The following is a 15,877-nucleotide window of genomic DNA, read 5'->3' as shown; positions in this document are numbered from 1 at the left end:
CTCACACACAGCACGTTCTAGTACATAAAGTACTAATTCTTACACGCCACGTTTTAGCATGTAGTAAGCTGCGTTATGACGAAGCTCTGTTTTGAAACCACGGATCGTCGTATCGTTATCGATGATCATCGTTTCAACGCCAGCCATCTCAGCAAAATCGATAATCATATCGGTTGTTACTGCTTGGCTGTATGCAGTGTGGTGTGCACCACCGGCGTGGATCCATGCAGCTGATGCTACAGATAGGTTTGGTTTTGGTTCCCAAAGCGCTGAAGCAACAGGTAAGTGAGGTAAATCAGCTGGCGGAGCCACTGTATCTACTTCGTTGATCAGAATACGGAAACGGTTACCCATATCAATTGGTGATACGTTGATTGCAGCACCCGGTTTTGCAGTAAACAATAAACGACCTACATCACATTTAACACCGATAGTGTGCTGGTGAACTTCAAGACGTGGTTTTTGTGCTGCAATTGAAGGACACACTTCTAACATGTGCGCGCCAAGTACTTGGTCAGTCTCACCCATGTTGTAAGTGTAATCTTCCATGAATGAACAACCTCCGTCACGGCCTTCACCCATTACTTTCATAATGCGTACCATAGCAGCTGTTTTCCAGTCACCCTCACCACCGTAGCCATAGCCTTTCGACATTAGGCGCTGTGTAGCAAGACCAGGAAGACCAGAAAGACCTGATAAGTCTTCAAAACAGTTAGTGAATGCTTTAAAGCCGCCTTTCTCTAAGAAACGCTCCATACCAAGCTCTAAACGTGCTTCGTTGCGTAGCATTTTCACTGCGTAATCGTCTTGTAGAGTTTCGTCAGCAATTACGTAGTCTTGCTTATAAAGCTCTAACTGTGCATCAACTTCTTCTTCAGTGATAGTATCAACCACTTTAACAAGCTCAGCGACACCAAACGCGTGTACTTCATAACCAAAAGTAATTTGCGCTGAAACTTTGTTACCTTCAGTAACTGCAACTTGACGCATGTTGTCGCCAAAACGCGCAACTTTAAGTGTTTGGCTTTCTGCCCAACCTTTTGCCGCACGACACCAGTCATCTAACTGCTGTTGTACGTCAGCACGTTGCCAGTGACCTGCAACAACTTTACGCTCTTTACGCATTACAGTACCGATGAAACCGAACTCACGGTCACCGTGTGCACTTTGGTGCGTATTCATGTAGTTCATGTTGATGTCAGACCAAGGAAGGGCTGCATTGAACTGAGTGTGAAGGTGTAACCAAGGCTTACGTAATTCGCTTAGGCCAGCAATCCACATTTTCGCAGGTGAGAAAGTGTGCATCCATAAAACTAAACCAACACAGTTAGGATCCGTATTTGCCGCTTGGCAAACAGCGTGAATTTCTTCAGGTGACTTAACGGTAGGCTTACATACCAAGTTTACTGGTAGATTAGCTTCGCTGTTTAAGCCCGCTACAATTGCTTCGCTGTCTTTGGCAACCGTTTCTAACACCTTAGGACCATAAAGATGTTGTGAGCCGGTAACAAACCAGACTTCTTTCGTCATCGTCGTCATGTTAATAATCCTCTAAATTCTTGCTATTTGCTCTGACCGTAATACGCGTTTTTACCGTGCTTACGTAGATAATGTTTATCCATCACTGCTTTTTTAAGTTCAGCTGCGTGTGGATCTAAAGTGCGTGTTAAATACGCCATGCGTGCAATCTCTTCGAGTAGCGCGGCATGGTATACAGACTGAGCGGCATCTTTACCCCACGTGAAAGGCGCATGACCCGCAACAATCACCATAGGTGCAGCTTTCGGATCGCGGTCTTGATACGCATCAGTAATTTGAATACCGGTTTCTAATTCATAATCGCCATTCACTTGCTCATCGGTTAACTCACGAGTACAGGTGATGTCACCATGTACATAGTCAGCGTGAGTTGTGCCAAGGCAAGGAATGCTTTGTTTTGCTTGCGCCCATGCAGTTGCATAGGTCGAATGCGTGTGTGTTACACCGCCAATTGCATCGAAGTGGCGATATAAATGAACATGCGTTTTAGTGTCAGAAGACGGACGCATAGAACCTTCAACAATGTTGTTTTCAAGGTCGACGATCACCATGTCGTCGGCTTTCATTTGGTCGTACGAAACACCACTTGGTTTAATTGCAATCACGCCTTTGTCGCGGTCGATTTGCGATACGTTACCAAAGGTATAAATTACTAAGCCACGACGTTGCAGCTCCATGTTCGCTTCATAGACTTCACGTTTTAGTTCAGTAAAACTCATGCTTTGTCTCCGTTTACATAGCTTGCAAGTGCTTGGTAGTTGGCATAAAGCTCGTCATAAACAGCAACGCGCTCTGGGTTTGGTAAGTACTGATGACATACTGACGACGCCATTACTTTTTGAGCATCTGCTACTGTTGCGTGCTCACCCGCAGCAACCGCAGCCATAATTGCCGCACCCAATGCGCAGCTTTGCTCACTTTCTAAAACGTCGATTGGGCAATTCCAAACATCGGCACAGGTTTGCATTACGTAGTCTGATTTTTTAGAAATACCGCCGATAACAACCACTGACTCGATTGGCACGCCTTCGCTACGGAAACGCTCAGTGATAGCACGTGCGCCAAACGCAGTTGCTTCAACAAGTGCTTTGAAGAACTTAGGTGCATCAGTGCCCATTTTTAAGCCTGTTAATGCCATGGCAACGCTTTGGTCAGCATCTGGCGTTCGACGACCATTTACCCAATCAAGCGCAGTTACATCGTTGCTTGTTACAGGCAGTGCTGCCGCCGCTTTTGATAGATCAACTAAGATTGAATCTTCTAGCTTGTTAACTAACGCTTGTTCAGCGTCAGATAGATTTGTAAGTTGGCGAGTTGGCCAAAGTACTAGGTTTTTGAACCATGCGTATAAGTCACCGAATGCAGATTGACCGGCTTCTAAACCAATTAGCCCAGGAATCACTGAGCCATCAACTTGACCACAAATACCTTTAACGCAAGTATCACCTAGTTGTTCTTTAGACGTTACTGTGATGTCACACGTTGAAGTACCCATTACTTTAGTTAGAACGCCAGGACGAACATTGGCTGCTACTGCGCCCATGTGACAGTCAAATGCACCGTAACCAATCACGATACCTTGTGGTAAACCTAGCTTCTCGGCCCACTCAGCAGTTAAGTTGCCAGCAACTTGGTCGCTTGGCTCTGTAGTTGCATTTAACGTATCAACAACACCATCTAATAGTGGATCGATATTGCTAAAGAAACTGTTTGGTGGGAAACCGCCCCACTGCTCGTTCCACATTTGTTTGTGGCCCGTTGCACAACGACCTAGCTTTAATGCTTCAGGGTGTGTTGTGCCGCACATTAGCGCGGTCATCCAATCGCAGTGCTCAACCCATGAATATGTGGCTGCTTTAACACTGCTATCAACGCGGAAAATATGTAATGCTTTGGCCCAGTACCATTCAGAAGAGTAGATACCGCCCATGTGTGAAAGGTAGTTCACATCGTTGTTAGTTGCAGCTTCAGTGATTTCATTTGCTTCTTTAATAGACGTATGGTCTTTCCACAAAATGAACATTGCATTTGGGTTTTCTGCAAATTCTTCAGTTAATGCCAGTGGTGTACCTTGGCTATTAATTGCTACAGGTGTTGAGCCTGTCGTATCAAAGCTCATACCCACTACTTTGTCTGCAGTACCTGCTGGAACTTGTGACCAAAGACCATTAACTACTTCTACAAGGCTATCAATATAGTCTTGTGGATGCTGACGAAACTGATCTTTACTTGGGTCACAGTATAAACCTTGTGCCCAGCGCGGGTAGTTTACTAAATGGCTGGCAAGTTCTTCACCAGTCGCAACATCAACGAGTAATGCTCTTACCGAGTCCGACCCGTAGTCTAATCCCAACGTATAACGAGACATAATTACCTTTCACTAATTGCTTACTAACATTGTTAGTCATTATCTTTATTTGTATGATAATATCAACAATACCAGATTGTAAAGGTATTATAAAAATATTATTAACAGGATTATTTGCTGCTGGCGGGCGATTTATTGCGCAGTTCCTCTGGTAGATTAGATTGTTTTTTCAGCACAAATAATAGGTTAAAGCCACTACATTAACTTTTGTATGATAAGAATGGGATAACTATGTCTAGTCAATTAGAACAACTTAAAGCAGTAACAACCGTTGTTGCTGACACGGGTGATTTTGAAGCAATCAACGAATATAAACCGCAAGATGCTACAACAAACCCATCACTAATCTTAAACGCGATTCAAATTGAGAAATATCGCCCACTTGCTGCCGAAGCCGTATCATGGGCAAAAGCACAAAGCAGTGACACAGCAGAAGTTGTAACAAAAGCAGCTGATAAGCTAGCAGTATTAATTGGCTCTAAATTAATGGAGCAAGTGCCAGGTTTAGTTTCAACAGAAGTGGATGCGCGTTTATCATTTGATACTCAAGCAACTGTTGATAAAGCACTTGAGCTTGTTGCTTTATATAAAGAGCAAGGTATCGACACATCGCGCGTGTTAATCAAAATTGCTTCAACATGGGAAGGTATTCAAGCAGCTAAGGTACTTGAAGCACAAGGTATCCGTTGTAACCTAACGCTGGTATTTGCATTTGCTCAAGCACGCGCTTGTGCCGAAGTAGGTGCTTACCTAATTTCACCATTCGTTGGTCGTATTCTTGACTGGTACAAAGCACAAGATGCAAGCGCTGATTTCGACGGTGCTAACGATCCGGGCGTTAAGTCAGTAACGCATATCTACAACTACTTCAAAAAGCACGGCTACGAAACGATTGTAATGGGCGCAAGCTTCCGTAACATCGGTGAAATCCAAGAATTAGCAGGTTGTGACCGTTTAACTATCAGCCCTAAGTTACTTGCTGAACTCGCTGCAACTGACGCACCATTAACTCAAAAACTATTACCAGCAACAGAAAAAGCAGAAGCGCCAGCTGCAATGGCTGAGCAAGCTTTCCGCTGGGAAATGAATGAAGATGCCATGGCTACTGAAAAGCTAAGCCAAGGTATTCGTCAGTTCGCAATTGACCAAGAGAAACTAGAGTCAATCTTAAGCGAATTAGTTTAAACCGATTGTTTAAGCAGCAAAAAGCCCGCAAACCAAAGTTTGCGGGCTTTTTTATTACCTACACATCATCACAAATGTAGGTTTATCGTGTTGCGATTACGATAATTTTTAGCCAGTCACATTATTCAGCAAATAATGCGTTTGCTTTTGCAACTAGGTTTGCCACTGTGAAACCAAAATGCTCAAGCAATACCGCGCCTGGCGCTGACTCACCAAATGTGTCCATGCCTAGTACATCACCATCTTGGCCAACATACTTGAACCAGAAGTCACGGTGTGCAGCTTCAACAGCAATCTTAGGTGTACCCGCTGGTAGCACGCTTTGACGGTATGCTTTATCTTGGCTATCAAACTGATTCGTTGATGGCATAGATACCACGCGAACTTGCTTGCCTTGTGCTTTTAGCTCAGCAGCAGCATTCACAGCTAACTCTACCTCAGAACCCGTTGCAATAAGGATAAGCTCTGCAGTTTGTTCGCTATCAACAAGTACATAACCCCCTTTTGCAATGTCAGCAACTTGCTGTGCATCACGTGCCATTGCTTTGGTACCCTGACGGCTGAAGATAAGTGAACTTGGGCCTGTCTCTTTTAATAACGATTGACGCCAAGCTACTGCTGTTTCAGTTTCATCACACGGACGCCATGCAGTCATATTTGGTGTCATACGAAGGTTAGCGATTTGCTCGATTGGTTGGTGAGTAGGACCATCTTCACCTTGACCGATTGAGTCATGGGTATACACAAAAATGCTTTGCGCTTTCATTAATGCTGCCATACGTACTGCATTACGTGCGTATTCCATAAACATTAAGAAAGTTGCGCCAAATGGAATGAAGCCACCATGTAATGCAATACCATTCATGATTGCGCTCATACCAAACTCACGTACGCCATAGAATACGTAGTTACCATCAGCTGCATCTTGTAAACCTTTTGCTTCTGGCCATAACGTTAAGTTAGAACCGGCAAGGTCAGCAGAGCCACCCATTAATTCTGGAAGTTGATTAGCAAAGAAGGTGATCGCGTTTTGTGATGCTTTACGTGTCGCAATGTTTTGCATGTCGGCTTGGCATTTAGCAATGTACTCATCAGCTAATTCAGCGAAGTTAGCTGGTAATGCTTTTTCAAGAACACGACGTGTATATTCTTTTGCAAGTTCAGGGTGTGCTTTGCTATAAGCTGCAAACTTTTGCTGCCATGCACCTTCAAGCTCTTGGCCTTTCGCTTGATTATTCCACTCGTTATAAACTTCTTGTGGAACTTCAAATGCAGGGTGCGGCCAGTTTAGCTGCTCACGTACTGCTGCGATTTCGTCGTGACCCAGTGGTGCACCGTGACAGTCGTGGCTACCTGATTTATTTGGCGAGCCAAAACCAATCACTGTTTTACAACAGATTAGTGTTGGTTGCGTAGTGTTGCTTTGTGCCGCTTCGATTGCACCCGCAATTGCATTCATATCGTGACCATCAACATCACGGATAACTTGCCAACCGTAAGATTCAAAACGTGCAGGCGTATCGTCGGTGAACCAACCTTCTACTTCACCATCGATAGAGATGCCATTGTCATCCCAAAATGCGATTAGCTTGCCTAGGCCTAATGTACCTGCCAGCGAACATGCTTCGTGCGAGATACCTTCCATTAAACAGCCGTCACCCATAAAGCAGTAAGTGAAGTGATCAACAATATCAAACTTTGGCTTATTGAATTGTGCTGCTAAAGTTTTTTCAGCGATTGCCATACCAACTGCGTTAGCAATACCAGAACCTAATGGGCCTGTCGTTGTTTCAACACCCGGAGTATAACCATATTCTGGGTGACCCGGTGTTTTAGAGTGAAGCTGACGGAATTGCTTAATATCTTCGATACTTACGTCATAACCGCTTAGGTGTAACAATGCATATTGAAGCATTGAACCATGGCCATTTGATAACACAAAGCGGTCACGGTTAGACCAGTCTGGGTTTAACGGGTTATGGCGGTGAAAGTTTTGCCACAATACCGCTGCAATATCAGCCATACCCATAGGCGCACCTGGGTGGCCAGAGTTAGCTTGTTGAACGGCATCGACAGCAAGTATGCGAATAGCATTTGCAGATTGAGAACTAGGCAGAGTCATCTTATTAGCTTCCTGTTAATATTATAATATAAATAATATCGCAAAAACTCACCCAAATAGCAACTTAATAAACCGCCATGCCAGTAATGACGTGTATTTAGGGCCATTTTGTACCGCTAAGCGCAGGTTTTAACACCATTTTATTGTTAATAACTTTTTCTAACTAAAGAAATGACGACACCGCTCAAAATAACCAAATCAAATTAGTGAAATATGCTTATTAATCAAGCAATTTCCTTAACTAATTCAGGTTACAAAAACCAGACCTTGCTACAATTTGGTACATTATTTCATTGTTCAAGCCATTAATAACAGCTTAATGTTAACAGGATTTTTCATTAAGGTTGTTTATTTGTGACTGTTCTAGGTAGTTGCTCACTTGGGCTACGAGTTTTATTTCTAATTAGTGCATTTTGCCTTTCACCAATGGCAAGCAGCACTGACTCTGCTTATTTAGCAGATGAAGGAGTAAGCCTTGGTTTCAGCTTAGGTTATGGTCAACTCGACAACCCAGTTTATAAAAAAGACGACATTCCTCTTTATGCCCTACCGCGTATTGAAGTATTTGCCGGTGACTTTTCATTTGCAAATACTCAGTTTGCTTGGACACCCGTGTGGGGCGATCACTATCAAGTGTCGTTATTCACCCAACTCAATGAAGATGGGCTGTATTTTGCCAAACACTCAACAGCACTAACTGCAATTAGAACAACCAGTGGCCGCCCTTCAATGACACCGCCACCACCCGGTTCAAGCATTGAAGCACCAGTGGTGATAAAGCGCCGCGGTGATATTACTAAAATATCAAAACGTAAACTGTCGGCCATGAGCGGTATTGAAGCGATTGTTGACTGGCAAAGCTGGCGTTTTAGCGCGTATTGGTCAATGGAGCTCACCAACTATCACAAAGGGTTACAAGGCGCATTATCTGCACAGCGCTTGTTTTTATTTGATCAGCACCTAGTTTTGCTCGGCGCAGAAATACAACATTTAAGTGCTGGTTTAGTGGATTACTACTATGGCAGCGCACAACAAGAGATACGAGCCGGATTTAGCCCTTTTTTAGGCCACTCTAGTCAAAAGTACAATCTAAAAGCCAGTTACCAATATCAGTTTAATCAGCAATGGCAATTTATCAGCGATATAAAATACCAACGCTTATCATCGGGTATTGCCGATAGCCCCCTTATCGATGACAGCAACTTACTGTCTTTTTATGCTGGCTTTGCATGGAATTACTGATGATGTTGCGTACGAAGCTTTTTTCACTCTTATTCATTTTTAGCCTCGCGTTTGTTAGCAGCACATTCGCACAGGCAGGTTATATCGAGGCAACACCAGAAAACTGTGTAACGGTAGAGCAAGATTGCGTGATGGATGTATCGATTAATTGGTATACCGAAGTCAGCGAAACGGTGTGCATTCGTGTGACTGATCAACAAATTAGGCTGTTCTGCCAAAAGCCAAATCAAGGGCAGAACTTTGCAATCACAGTGCAAAACAATCGCAACATTGTTTTAGAGCTACTGAGCGAGCAACTAGAACCATTAGAAAGCACTGAAATTAGTTTATTCCACCAGCATGTTAAAAAACGCCGACGTGATATCGCATGGAGTATTTTTTGATGAGCCAACATACTATTTTGTACATTGAAGATGATTTAAAGCTTGCCCAGCTAGTCTCTAATTATTTAACTGAACATGGCTATACCATTGAGCACTTTGAAAGTGGTTGCCATGCCTGTTATCAAGCAAGCTGCAAAAAGTACGACCTAATTTTGCTTGATATCGGATTAGGATCAGAAGATGGCTTTGAGGTATTTAAAGAACTAAAACAATACCAAGATACACCAATTATTTTTATGACGGCAAGGCAGAGCCAAGTCGATCATATCACTGGCCTTGAGCTAGGCGCCGATGATTACCTAACCAAACCTGTTTCCCCGTCCATTTTATTAGCGCGAATAAATAACACGATTCGTCGCAGCCAAACTGTTAAACCAACAAGTACCACTCACAACGCGCATAATATTCGCTTTGGCTCGTTGAGTATTAATACAATTCAGCGCGAGGCTTATTTGCATAGCCAGCCACTTGAATTGACCAGTGCAGAGTTCGAAATACTGATCCAATTAGCTCAATCAGCGGGTCAGTTGGTCAGTCGAGACCAATTATTTGATGGTACCATTGGCCGTAAATACGATGGTCAAAGCCGCACTATCGATGGCCGCATTAGCCGCTTACGCAAAAAGCTCGGTGACGAAGCGGTGCCAGCACAAAAAATCGTCACAGTTTGGGGTAAAGGATATATTTTTTCTCCACAAGCGTGGGGTTAATGCAGTTTGTTACGCCTGTTTTGTTATTTGTATTTAACCCTCGCAGTTTGCCTGGGGAGCGCCGCTTGGTTACTAGAAACCTATTTTCCAAGCCCACCAAGTTACAGTACAGAGCAGCAATTAGCAGAGAGTATATTGAGTCTTGCCCCCAATAACCCTGATATTAAACAAACACCTCTGGCGAACTTTTACCTTGGTAAACAATTACAGGCATCACTTTTAGCAGGTCAGGTAATTAGTGTTAACGATGCCAATAACAAGCTTTACTTTCATAAGCTTGCTGATGATAGACAGACCTTATTAAGCATTGGCCCATACAGCCAACCAGCTGATCAGGGTTATCGGTCTTTAGTGAGCCTTCTGTTTTACTCTAGCCTTGCCTTAGCGGTGGTGATTTTTACAGGCCCACTGCTGTTTGACTTAAATAAACTGCGCAAGGCCAGTAGTAAAATGTCTAATGCTGACTTTACTGCACAAGTGCACTTCACACGTTTTAGCTTGCTAAAAAGCATTGGCGATACCTTTGATAACATGGCATTAGCGCTTCATAACCGTAATCAAAGCCAACGCGAATTGATCAATGCCGTTTCTCATGACTTTTTAACGCCTATATCGCGGGCTAAATTCGCCCTCGAAGCAGTCGTTGATAACAACGCTTATCGGCACAGTGTGTTGCAAGACATTATTGAACTTGAGCTATTAGTCGAAGAGTTTTTAACTTATGCCGAGCTTGAACAATGCGAGCCCACCTTGTTAGTAAAAGACTACTGCCCAGACGAGCTATTACAGCCCTGCATTACTAAATTTCAAAACTATAGCCCTGTGGCTATTCGCCTTGACTGCGAATTAACAGCCATTTGTGTTGATAAACAAAGCTTTCAACGCTTATTGCAAAACTTACTCGGGAACGCGGTTCGCTTTGCTAAAACGCAAATTCATATCAGGCTTTCACAATGCAAAAACGGCACTTTGCTAGTGATTGAGGATGATGGCCCAGGGATCCCAGAACACATGCGCGCCAGCCTCATGCAACCATTTTCTAAAACCGCTTCGGTACACCAAACCGGCTATCAAGGTGTTGGCCTTGGCTTATCAATCGTTAAGCAACTATGCCTATGGAATAACGCAAAATTTAGCTTAGATAACGCGCAAATCTTAAGCGGTGCAAGAGCAAGTATTCTGTTTCGATAAGCAGTTTTTCGGTAAAAATGTACCAAGCTGTAACAGTGTGTGCCAATTGTTTACATTTCATTGATGTTATAGTCACAACTCAACACTATCCCTACTGATTACAACCGTTCGCCGCTGCGCGAGCTCATAATTATAATCCTTCGAGGGAAGTTAGATCACATGTTCAATATGAAAAAAGTATCAGTGATGGTCGCATCTGCACTTTATTTAGGTGTAGGTACGTCTGCTGCTGCGCTAAATGACCAGGCATGGCCAGAACAGCCAGCAGGCTATGCGCCAAAGCAAACCGTTAGCAATGAATTTATGTGGGAAGACAAGGTTAATAACACAGTTAAAAAACAAAGCCGCGTTTTCACACCAGAGAAAGATATTAGTGGTATTCAAACTTATATCGTGCAACTGGAGGATGCACCAATTTCGACTTACCAAGGAGGTGTTAAAGGGCTTGCGAGCACTAAAGATGTGGTAATGCAGACGCAACAAGCAACAGCGCGCTCAACGCTTAATATGGCGCAGCCTGCGATTGCAACTTACGCTAATCACCTAGCAAGTAAGCGTCAATCAGTTGTTAATGCCGCAATGAGCCTGCAAGGCTTACAGCTAAATGTTGAGCGTACATTCAATGTGACTTTAAACGGTTTCACCACCCAAATGACACAAGATGAAGCGAAGCGCCTTGCTAAAGTGGCTGGTGTTAAGAAGATCACTCGCTCAAAAATCTACAGCCTAAATACTTTTAATACCATTGAGCAAACCGGTGCTTCTGCACTTTGGAGCGCAAGTGCTAGCAACCCTAGCAGCAACAAAGGTGAAGGCACGGTTGTCGGTATCATAGATACGGGTATCAACACCGATCACCCATCATTCGCAGCAGTAGGTGGCGATGGCTACACTCACACCAACCCTCTAGGCGACAAGTACCTAGGTGACTGTGCAACCGCCGAATTTGCTGATCTGTGTAACGACAAGCTAATTGGTGTTTATTCTTACCCTGAGATCACCGCAGCCTACGTTGATACTGTGTTTGAAGAGACTCGCCCTGAAAATGGTGAAGACTATCATAGCCATGGTTCACACGTTGCAGGTACAGCGGCAGGTAATATCCTTTACGATATTCCTTACAAACTGACAGAGTATGAAAGCCAATCATCTGGTTTAGAAACCAATGTAACTTTCCCGCAAGTATCAGGTATGGCACCTCATGCCAATATCATTTCATACCAAGTATGTTGGCCTGGTGGTTCAGGTGACCCTTATGCAGGCTGTCCAACAAGCGCTATCTTAGCAGCCGTTGAACAAGCAGCGATTGATAATGTTGACGTACTGAATGCTTCATTAGGTGGCCTTGAAGAAGACCCATGGAGCGACCCAATTGAGCAAGCGTTCATGAATGCGGCCGAAACCGGTGTATTTGTGGCGGTAGCGGCAGGTAACAGCGGCCCTGAATATTCAACGGCTGACCACTCTTCACCTTGGGTAACCACAGTTGCAGCTCATACGCCTTCAACTAAAGTCAATTTTGGTAACAAACAACTTAAAAACCTAACTGGTGGCGATACTGCAGCGCCAGGACCATTTGCTGGTGCAGGTGTTAACTTTAACGAGCTAACAGGTTTAATCGTTGCCGCAACTGACTTTGAAAATCCAAATGAAAGCTCAAGCTATGCACTTGCCAACTGTGACAAGCCATTCCCTGAAGGGACATTTGATTTAGTTGATGACCCAGCAACCGCTATCGACGAAAGTGCACAAGATGTGATTGTCGTATGTAAACGTAGTTCTTACCCGCTGTACTCTAAATCGCTAAACGTAGAGGCAGGCGGTGCAGAAGGTTTAATTATTTATAACCATGTATCATTTTACGATCGCTACACGATTCCTTCAGTGACTTACCCTATCCCTACCATTCACATTAAAAACGTCGATGGTACGAGCTTACTTGACTGGCTAAGCACAGGCGACAGCCACATGGGTACCATTGAAGCAACCGAAGGCACCGTAGATACTGTAGATAAAGACCGCATTGCTTACTTCTCTGGCCGTGGTCCATCATACTTTGGCTTTGACACCTTACTTGTAGACCTTGCTGCTCCGGGTGTTGATATCTATGCGCCATCATCAGACGATCAACCATTTACTAGCAACCCAGCGACTTCAGACTGGCAATCTATGTCTGGTACATCAATGGCAAGCCCACACGTTGCGGGTGCAGCAGCATTGTTAAAACAATCTCATCCTGATTGGACACCAATGCAAATTCAATCAGCATTAATGTTAACTGCAAACAACCAACTTGGTATGGCTCGCTATTTAGATAATTATGCTGATGATGGCTTTGATGCGGCACTTGCTGAAATGGGTTCAGGTAAAATGCAAGTTGAACGTGCTGATAAAGCGGGCCTATTGCTTGATGAAAGCATTGCGAACATGAGTGCAGCCAACCCAAGCCTTGGTGGCCGTGAAAAAGCACTAAACACAGCTTACATGGTAGATAATGACTGCGGCTTTAAGTGTACGTTTATCAGGACCTTCACGGCAACTGAAGATGCAAGCTGGACGCTACACACTGAAAGCTGGATTGGAAATAGTACGATTAGTGTTGAGCCAGCGCAATTTGATATTAAAGCGGGCGAAACTCAAAGCATTGTTGTCACTGTAGAAGCACATCAAAATGCAACACCACAAGAAACGGTTGACTACACAGGTAACCAAGGTCAATTAATTCTAACGTCTAGCAATCCTGAATCGCCAGTACTTGAAATGCCTGTATGGACCTACGTTGGCGATACAGGTTTACCTGAATTTATTAAGGTTGATGCACACCGCCGCTCTGCGACGATGAAAGTCGGTCCATTTAATACTTCTGAAATTAGTAATCTAACAACACAATCGTACGGCTTAGTAAAAGGCCAAGTTGAAACAGTACACCTATTCAACGACACCACACCAGGCGACCCATTCGATAGCGTAGAGGTTGAAGGTGAAGATGAAGCTGTAAACAACAACCACATTCAGTGGACGACAGTGCCTGAAGACGCAAAAATGTTCAGCGCAAGCATTATGAATGAGCAGTCTCGCGTATTGGTCTTTATGGGTAAAGATAGTAATGGTGATGGCATCGCGTCTTTTGAAGAAACGCTATGTATGTCAACTAGCTACACCCTAACTAACTTCTGTAACATTGTTGATCCTGAAGCGGGTGAATATTTTACGTTATACATGAGTCTACAGACTCTATCGTATGGCGAAGTTGATGAAGGTATTGAAGTCTCATTTGCGACAGCGGTGACCACTGAAGACAATGGCTCACTCACTGTAACAGGACCAAACAGCGTACCGGGTTATGACGAACTGGAGCTTGACCTTGCTTATAACCTACCTGATATGGAAATTGGCGATATTTACTTCGGCGGCTTTGATATTGGTAGCAACCCTGAAGATGCAGGCAATCTTGGTTTTGTGCCAGTGATCATCGAGCAAGTTGATAAAGACGTGACCTTTACGGCCAACAAAAACAAAGCTTATGTAGGTGACTTAGTTGACTTCGAAATCAGCGTTATTGCTAATAACGAAAATGAAGCGCGTCAATTTGCACTAAACACTGAGTTCCCTGCGGGCGTAGACATTGTTCCTGACAGCATTGTCGCATCTAACTCAACGCCAGTAACACCAATGCTAGATAGTAACGCTCTAGCACTAGTTGGTGTTCAAGAGACGACTAAAAATGTTGAGCGTAATTATAACATTACCACCAACATCACAGACGAAATGTGTTCATTAACATCGGCGCATTCACCAGATCCTCACTACCTAGAACTACGTGAGCTTGGCTGGCGTACACTAGAAGGTGTTGAAGGTCGTTACTACAACGAGTTTGAGTACACATTTAAAGAAATCATGAACACTAATCTTGATGTATCATTCCCATTCTTTAACAAGTACCACTTCGACTCAATTAAACTTAACCCAGCTGGTTTAGTCACATTTGGTTCGCAAGGCCGTACAACGCCATTCCACGTTGAACTGCCAGAAGGTTACACTCAGCCGCCACCGCCGCCTTACCTAATCGCGCCGTTCTGGGTTGGTGACAACATGATCCCTGAGCGTGTTGACGGTGGTTACGGTAACTATGACGCCAACGCAGGTATCACACCAACTTACACGGTATCGCGTGAGTGGTTAGTACTTGAGTGGGATAATATCCAGCGCTCAAGAACTGAAGGCCAATCAGTTGATGTTGAAATGTTCATGCGTATGGGCATTGACTATGAGCCAGGTGAATACGAGCTACTATTTGCTTACGACAACCTAAGCTTGGTTGATGCACAAGGTTCTATCGGCTTGAAAGCTGCTGACGGCCGTGGCTTTATCAGTGGTGATATTCCTATCGATTTAAACATCGGTAACAAGTACGGCTTCGACAATATGGACGAAGTACTACACGACAAACTGGTTGTGTGTCTTGACTACACAGGCCCTGAAATATCTAAGTTTGACGTGAAATTCCAAGCGTACATTGGTGAGCAAGCGGCGAATCAAACGCATCAACTATCACTTACAAATGGTTTAGTTGGCGCAGATGATGAAACCATCACCCTTGATCTTGAAGTTATCGGTAACCTAGAAATGGCAGCCTTAACTGATATGTCGGTGGCAGAGAACGAAACGATTAGTTTTGACGTGCTTTATGCTGACGAAAACCAAGTGAGCAACCAAATCGACGTGTTAGGCGAAAACTTCACTTATGAAGTATCTGGTCACACATCAGGTAGCACTGTGACTATCACGCCAGCGGCGCACTTCCATGGTGATATTGATGTAACAGTAAAAGTTAGCGACAGCGTTAACCCAACTGATGCAGCAATGAGTTCATTTGTATTATCGGTGATGTCTGATGGTGAAGAGCTTGGCTGTACTGACAGCTCAGCAACTAACTATGATGAAAGCGCCAATACTGACGATGGTAGCTGTACTTTCCCTGAGGCAGTGATTCCAGAGACTGAGGTTGAAAAAGACAAGAAATCATCAAGCGGTTCATTCGGCTGGTTATTACTAGCTGTTGCACCACTGATGGCACTTCGTCGTAAAAAATCTCGAATTAACTAAGGATTAGTTAATTAGGATAGTTAAGAGTAAT

10 protein-coding genes are annotated in these 15,877 nt (G+C 43.9%); 6 read left to right on the top strand and 4 right to left on the bottom strand.

Annotation, left to right across the window (positions count from 1 at the left end):
• Positions 1-39 precede the first annotated feature (39 nt).
• From araA to AADY36_RS00260, 3 genes are read right to left on the bottom strand one after another with little or no spacing between them, the layout of a single operon-like run.
• Positions 40-1,539 carry an L-arabinose isomerase gene (gene araA, locus AADY36_RS00270; RefSeq protein ID WP_054562995.1) on the bottom strand — a complete coding sequence of 500 codons (1,500 nt, stop codon included), beginning with the start codon at positions 1,537-1,539 and terminating at the stop codon, positions 40-42.
• Positions 1,540-1,562: 23 nt separating this feature from the next.
• Entirely contained in the window at positions 1,563-2,258 is a 696-nt protein-coding gene (locus tag AADY36_RS00265) for an L-ribulose-5-phosphate 4-epimerase (protein WP_054552270.1), read from the bottom strand.
• The gene (locus tag AADY36_RS00260; RefSeq protein ID WP_054562996.1) at positions 2,255-3,907 is read right to left on the bottom strand and encodes a ribulokinase; all 1,653 of its coding nucleotides are present in this window, start codon (positions 3,905-3,907) and stop codon (positions 2,255-2,257) included. Before AADY36_RS00260 ends, AADY36_RS00265 begins: the two co-directional genes overlap by 4 nt.
• A 231-nt stretch (positions 3,908-4,138) precedes the next feature.
• On the opposite strand from AADY36_RS00260, the gene tal reads away from it, so the two are divergent.
• Entirely contained in the window at positions 4,139-5,092 is a 954-nt protein-coding gene (gene tal / locus AADY36_RS00255; RefSeq protein WP_342408354.1) for a transaldolase, read from the top strand.
• Between the two features lie 121 nt (positions 5,093-5,213).
• On the opposite strand, the gene tkt is transcribed toward tal, so the two are convergent.
• Positions 5,214-7,214, bottom strand: a complete 2,001-nt coding sequence (gene tkt, locus AADY36_RS00250) for a transketolase (protein ID WP_342408353.1) — start codon at positions 7,212-7,214, stop codon at positions 5,214-5,216.
• Between the two features lie 426 nt (positions 7,215-7,640).
• Between tkt and AADY36_RS00245 the strand changes: the two genes are divergently transcribed.
• The 5 genes from AADY36_RS00245 to AADY36_RS00225 all read left to right on the top strand — a co-directional run bounded on the left by AADY36_RS00245 (position 7,641) and on the right by AADY36_RS00225 (position 15,846).
• Complete coding sequence (locus AADY36_RS00245; protein ID WP_275669101.1) at positions 7,641-8,456, top strand: MipA/OmpV family protein; 816 nt, start codon at positions 7,641-7,643, stop codon at positions 8,454-8,456.
• Complete coding sequence (locus AADY36_RS00240; RefSeq protein ID WP_055020608.1) at positions 8,456-8,839, top strand: DUF3019 domain-containing protein; 384 nt, start codon at positions 8,456-8,458, stop codon at positions 8,837-8,839. The genes AADY36_RS00245 and AADY36_RS00240 overlap by 1 nt, the downstream gene beginning before the upstream one ends.
• On the top strand, positions 8,839-9,549 hold the full coding sequence (locus AADY36_RS00235) for a response regulator transcription factor (RefSeq protein ID WP_285221735.1): 711 nt from the start codon (positions 8,839-8,841) through the stop codon (positions 9,547-9,549). Before AADY36_RS00240 ends, AADY36_RS00235 begins: the two co-directional genes overlap by 1 nt.
• Positions 9,550-9,555: 6 nt before the next feature.
• Positions 9,556-10,740 (top strand): ATP-binding protein, encoded by a 1,185-nt coding sequence (locus tag AADY36_RS00230; protein ID WP_342408352.1) that lies wholly within the window; start codon positions 9,556-9,558, stop codon positions 10,738-10,740.
• Positions 10,741-10,908: 168 nt separating this feature from the next.
• Positions 10,909-15,846 (top strand): S8 family serine peptidase, encoded by a 4,938-nt coding sequence (locus tag AADY36_RS00225; RefSeq protein WP_342408351.1) that lies wholly within the window; start codon positions 10,909-10,911, stop codon positions 15,844-15,846.
• The last annotated feature ends 31 nt before the right edge of the window (positions 15,847-15,877 follow it).

It is taken from the genome of Pseudoalteromonas sp. D15MCD-2 (assembly GCF_038562745.1).
Classification (GTDB): Bacteria; Pseudomonadota; Gammaproteobacteria; order Enterobacterales; family Alteromonadaceae; genus Pseudoalteromonas.
This window is presented reverse-complemented; position numbering and strand designations above follow the sequence as displayed.

Bases quoted from the DNA above. Each gene is read 5' to 3' on its own strand.
- araA (WP_054562995.1), bottom strand. From the start codon at position 1,539: ATGACGACGATGACGAAAGAAGTCTGGTTTGTTACCGGCTCACAACAT.
- AADY36_RS00265 (WP_054552270.1), bottom strand. From the start codon at position 2,258: ATGAGTTTTACTGAACTAAAACGTGAAGTCTATGAAGCGAACATGGAG.
- AADY36_RS00260 (WP_054562996.1), bottom strand. From the start codon at position 3,907: ATGTCTCGTTATACGTTGGGATTAGACTACGGGTCGGACTCGGTAAGA.
- tal (WP_342408354.1), top strand. From the start codon at position 4,139: ATGTCTAGTCAATTAGAACAACTTAAAGCAGTAACAACCGTTGTTGCT.
- tkt (WP_342408353.1), bottom strand. From the start codon at position 7,214: ATGACTCTGCCTAGTTCTCAATCTGCAAATGCTATTCGCATACTTGCT.
- AADY36_RS00245 (WP_275669101.1), top strand. From the start codon at position 7,641: ATGGCAAGCAGCACTGACTCTGCTTATTTAGCAGATGAAGGAGTAAGC.
- AADY36_RS00240 (WP_055020608.1), top strand. From the start codon at position 8,456: ATGATGTTGCGTACGAAGCTTTTTTCACTCTTATTCATTTTTAGCCTC.
- AADY36_RS00235 (WP_285221735.1), top strand. From the start codon at position 8,839: ATGAGCCAACATACTATTTTGTACATTGAAGATGATTTAAAGCTTGCC.
- AADY36_RS00225 (WP_342408351.1), top strand. From the start codon at position 10,909: ATGAAAAAAGTATCAGTGATGGTCGCATCTGCACTTTATTTAGGTGTA.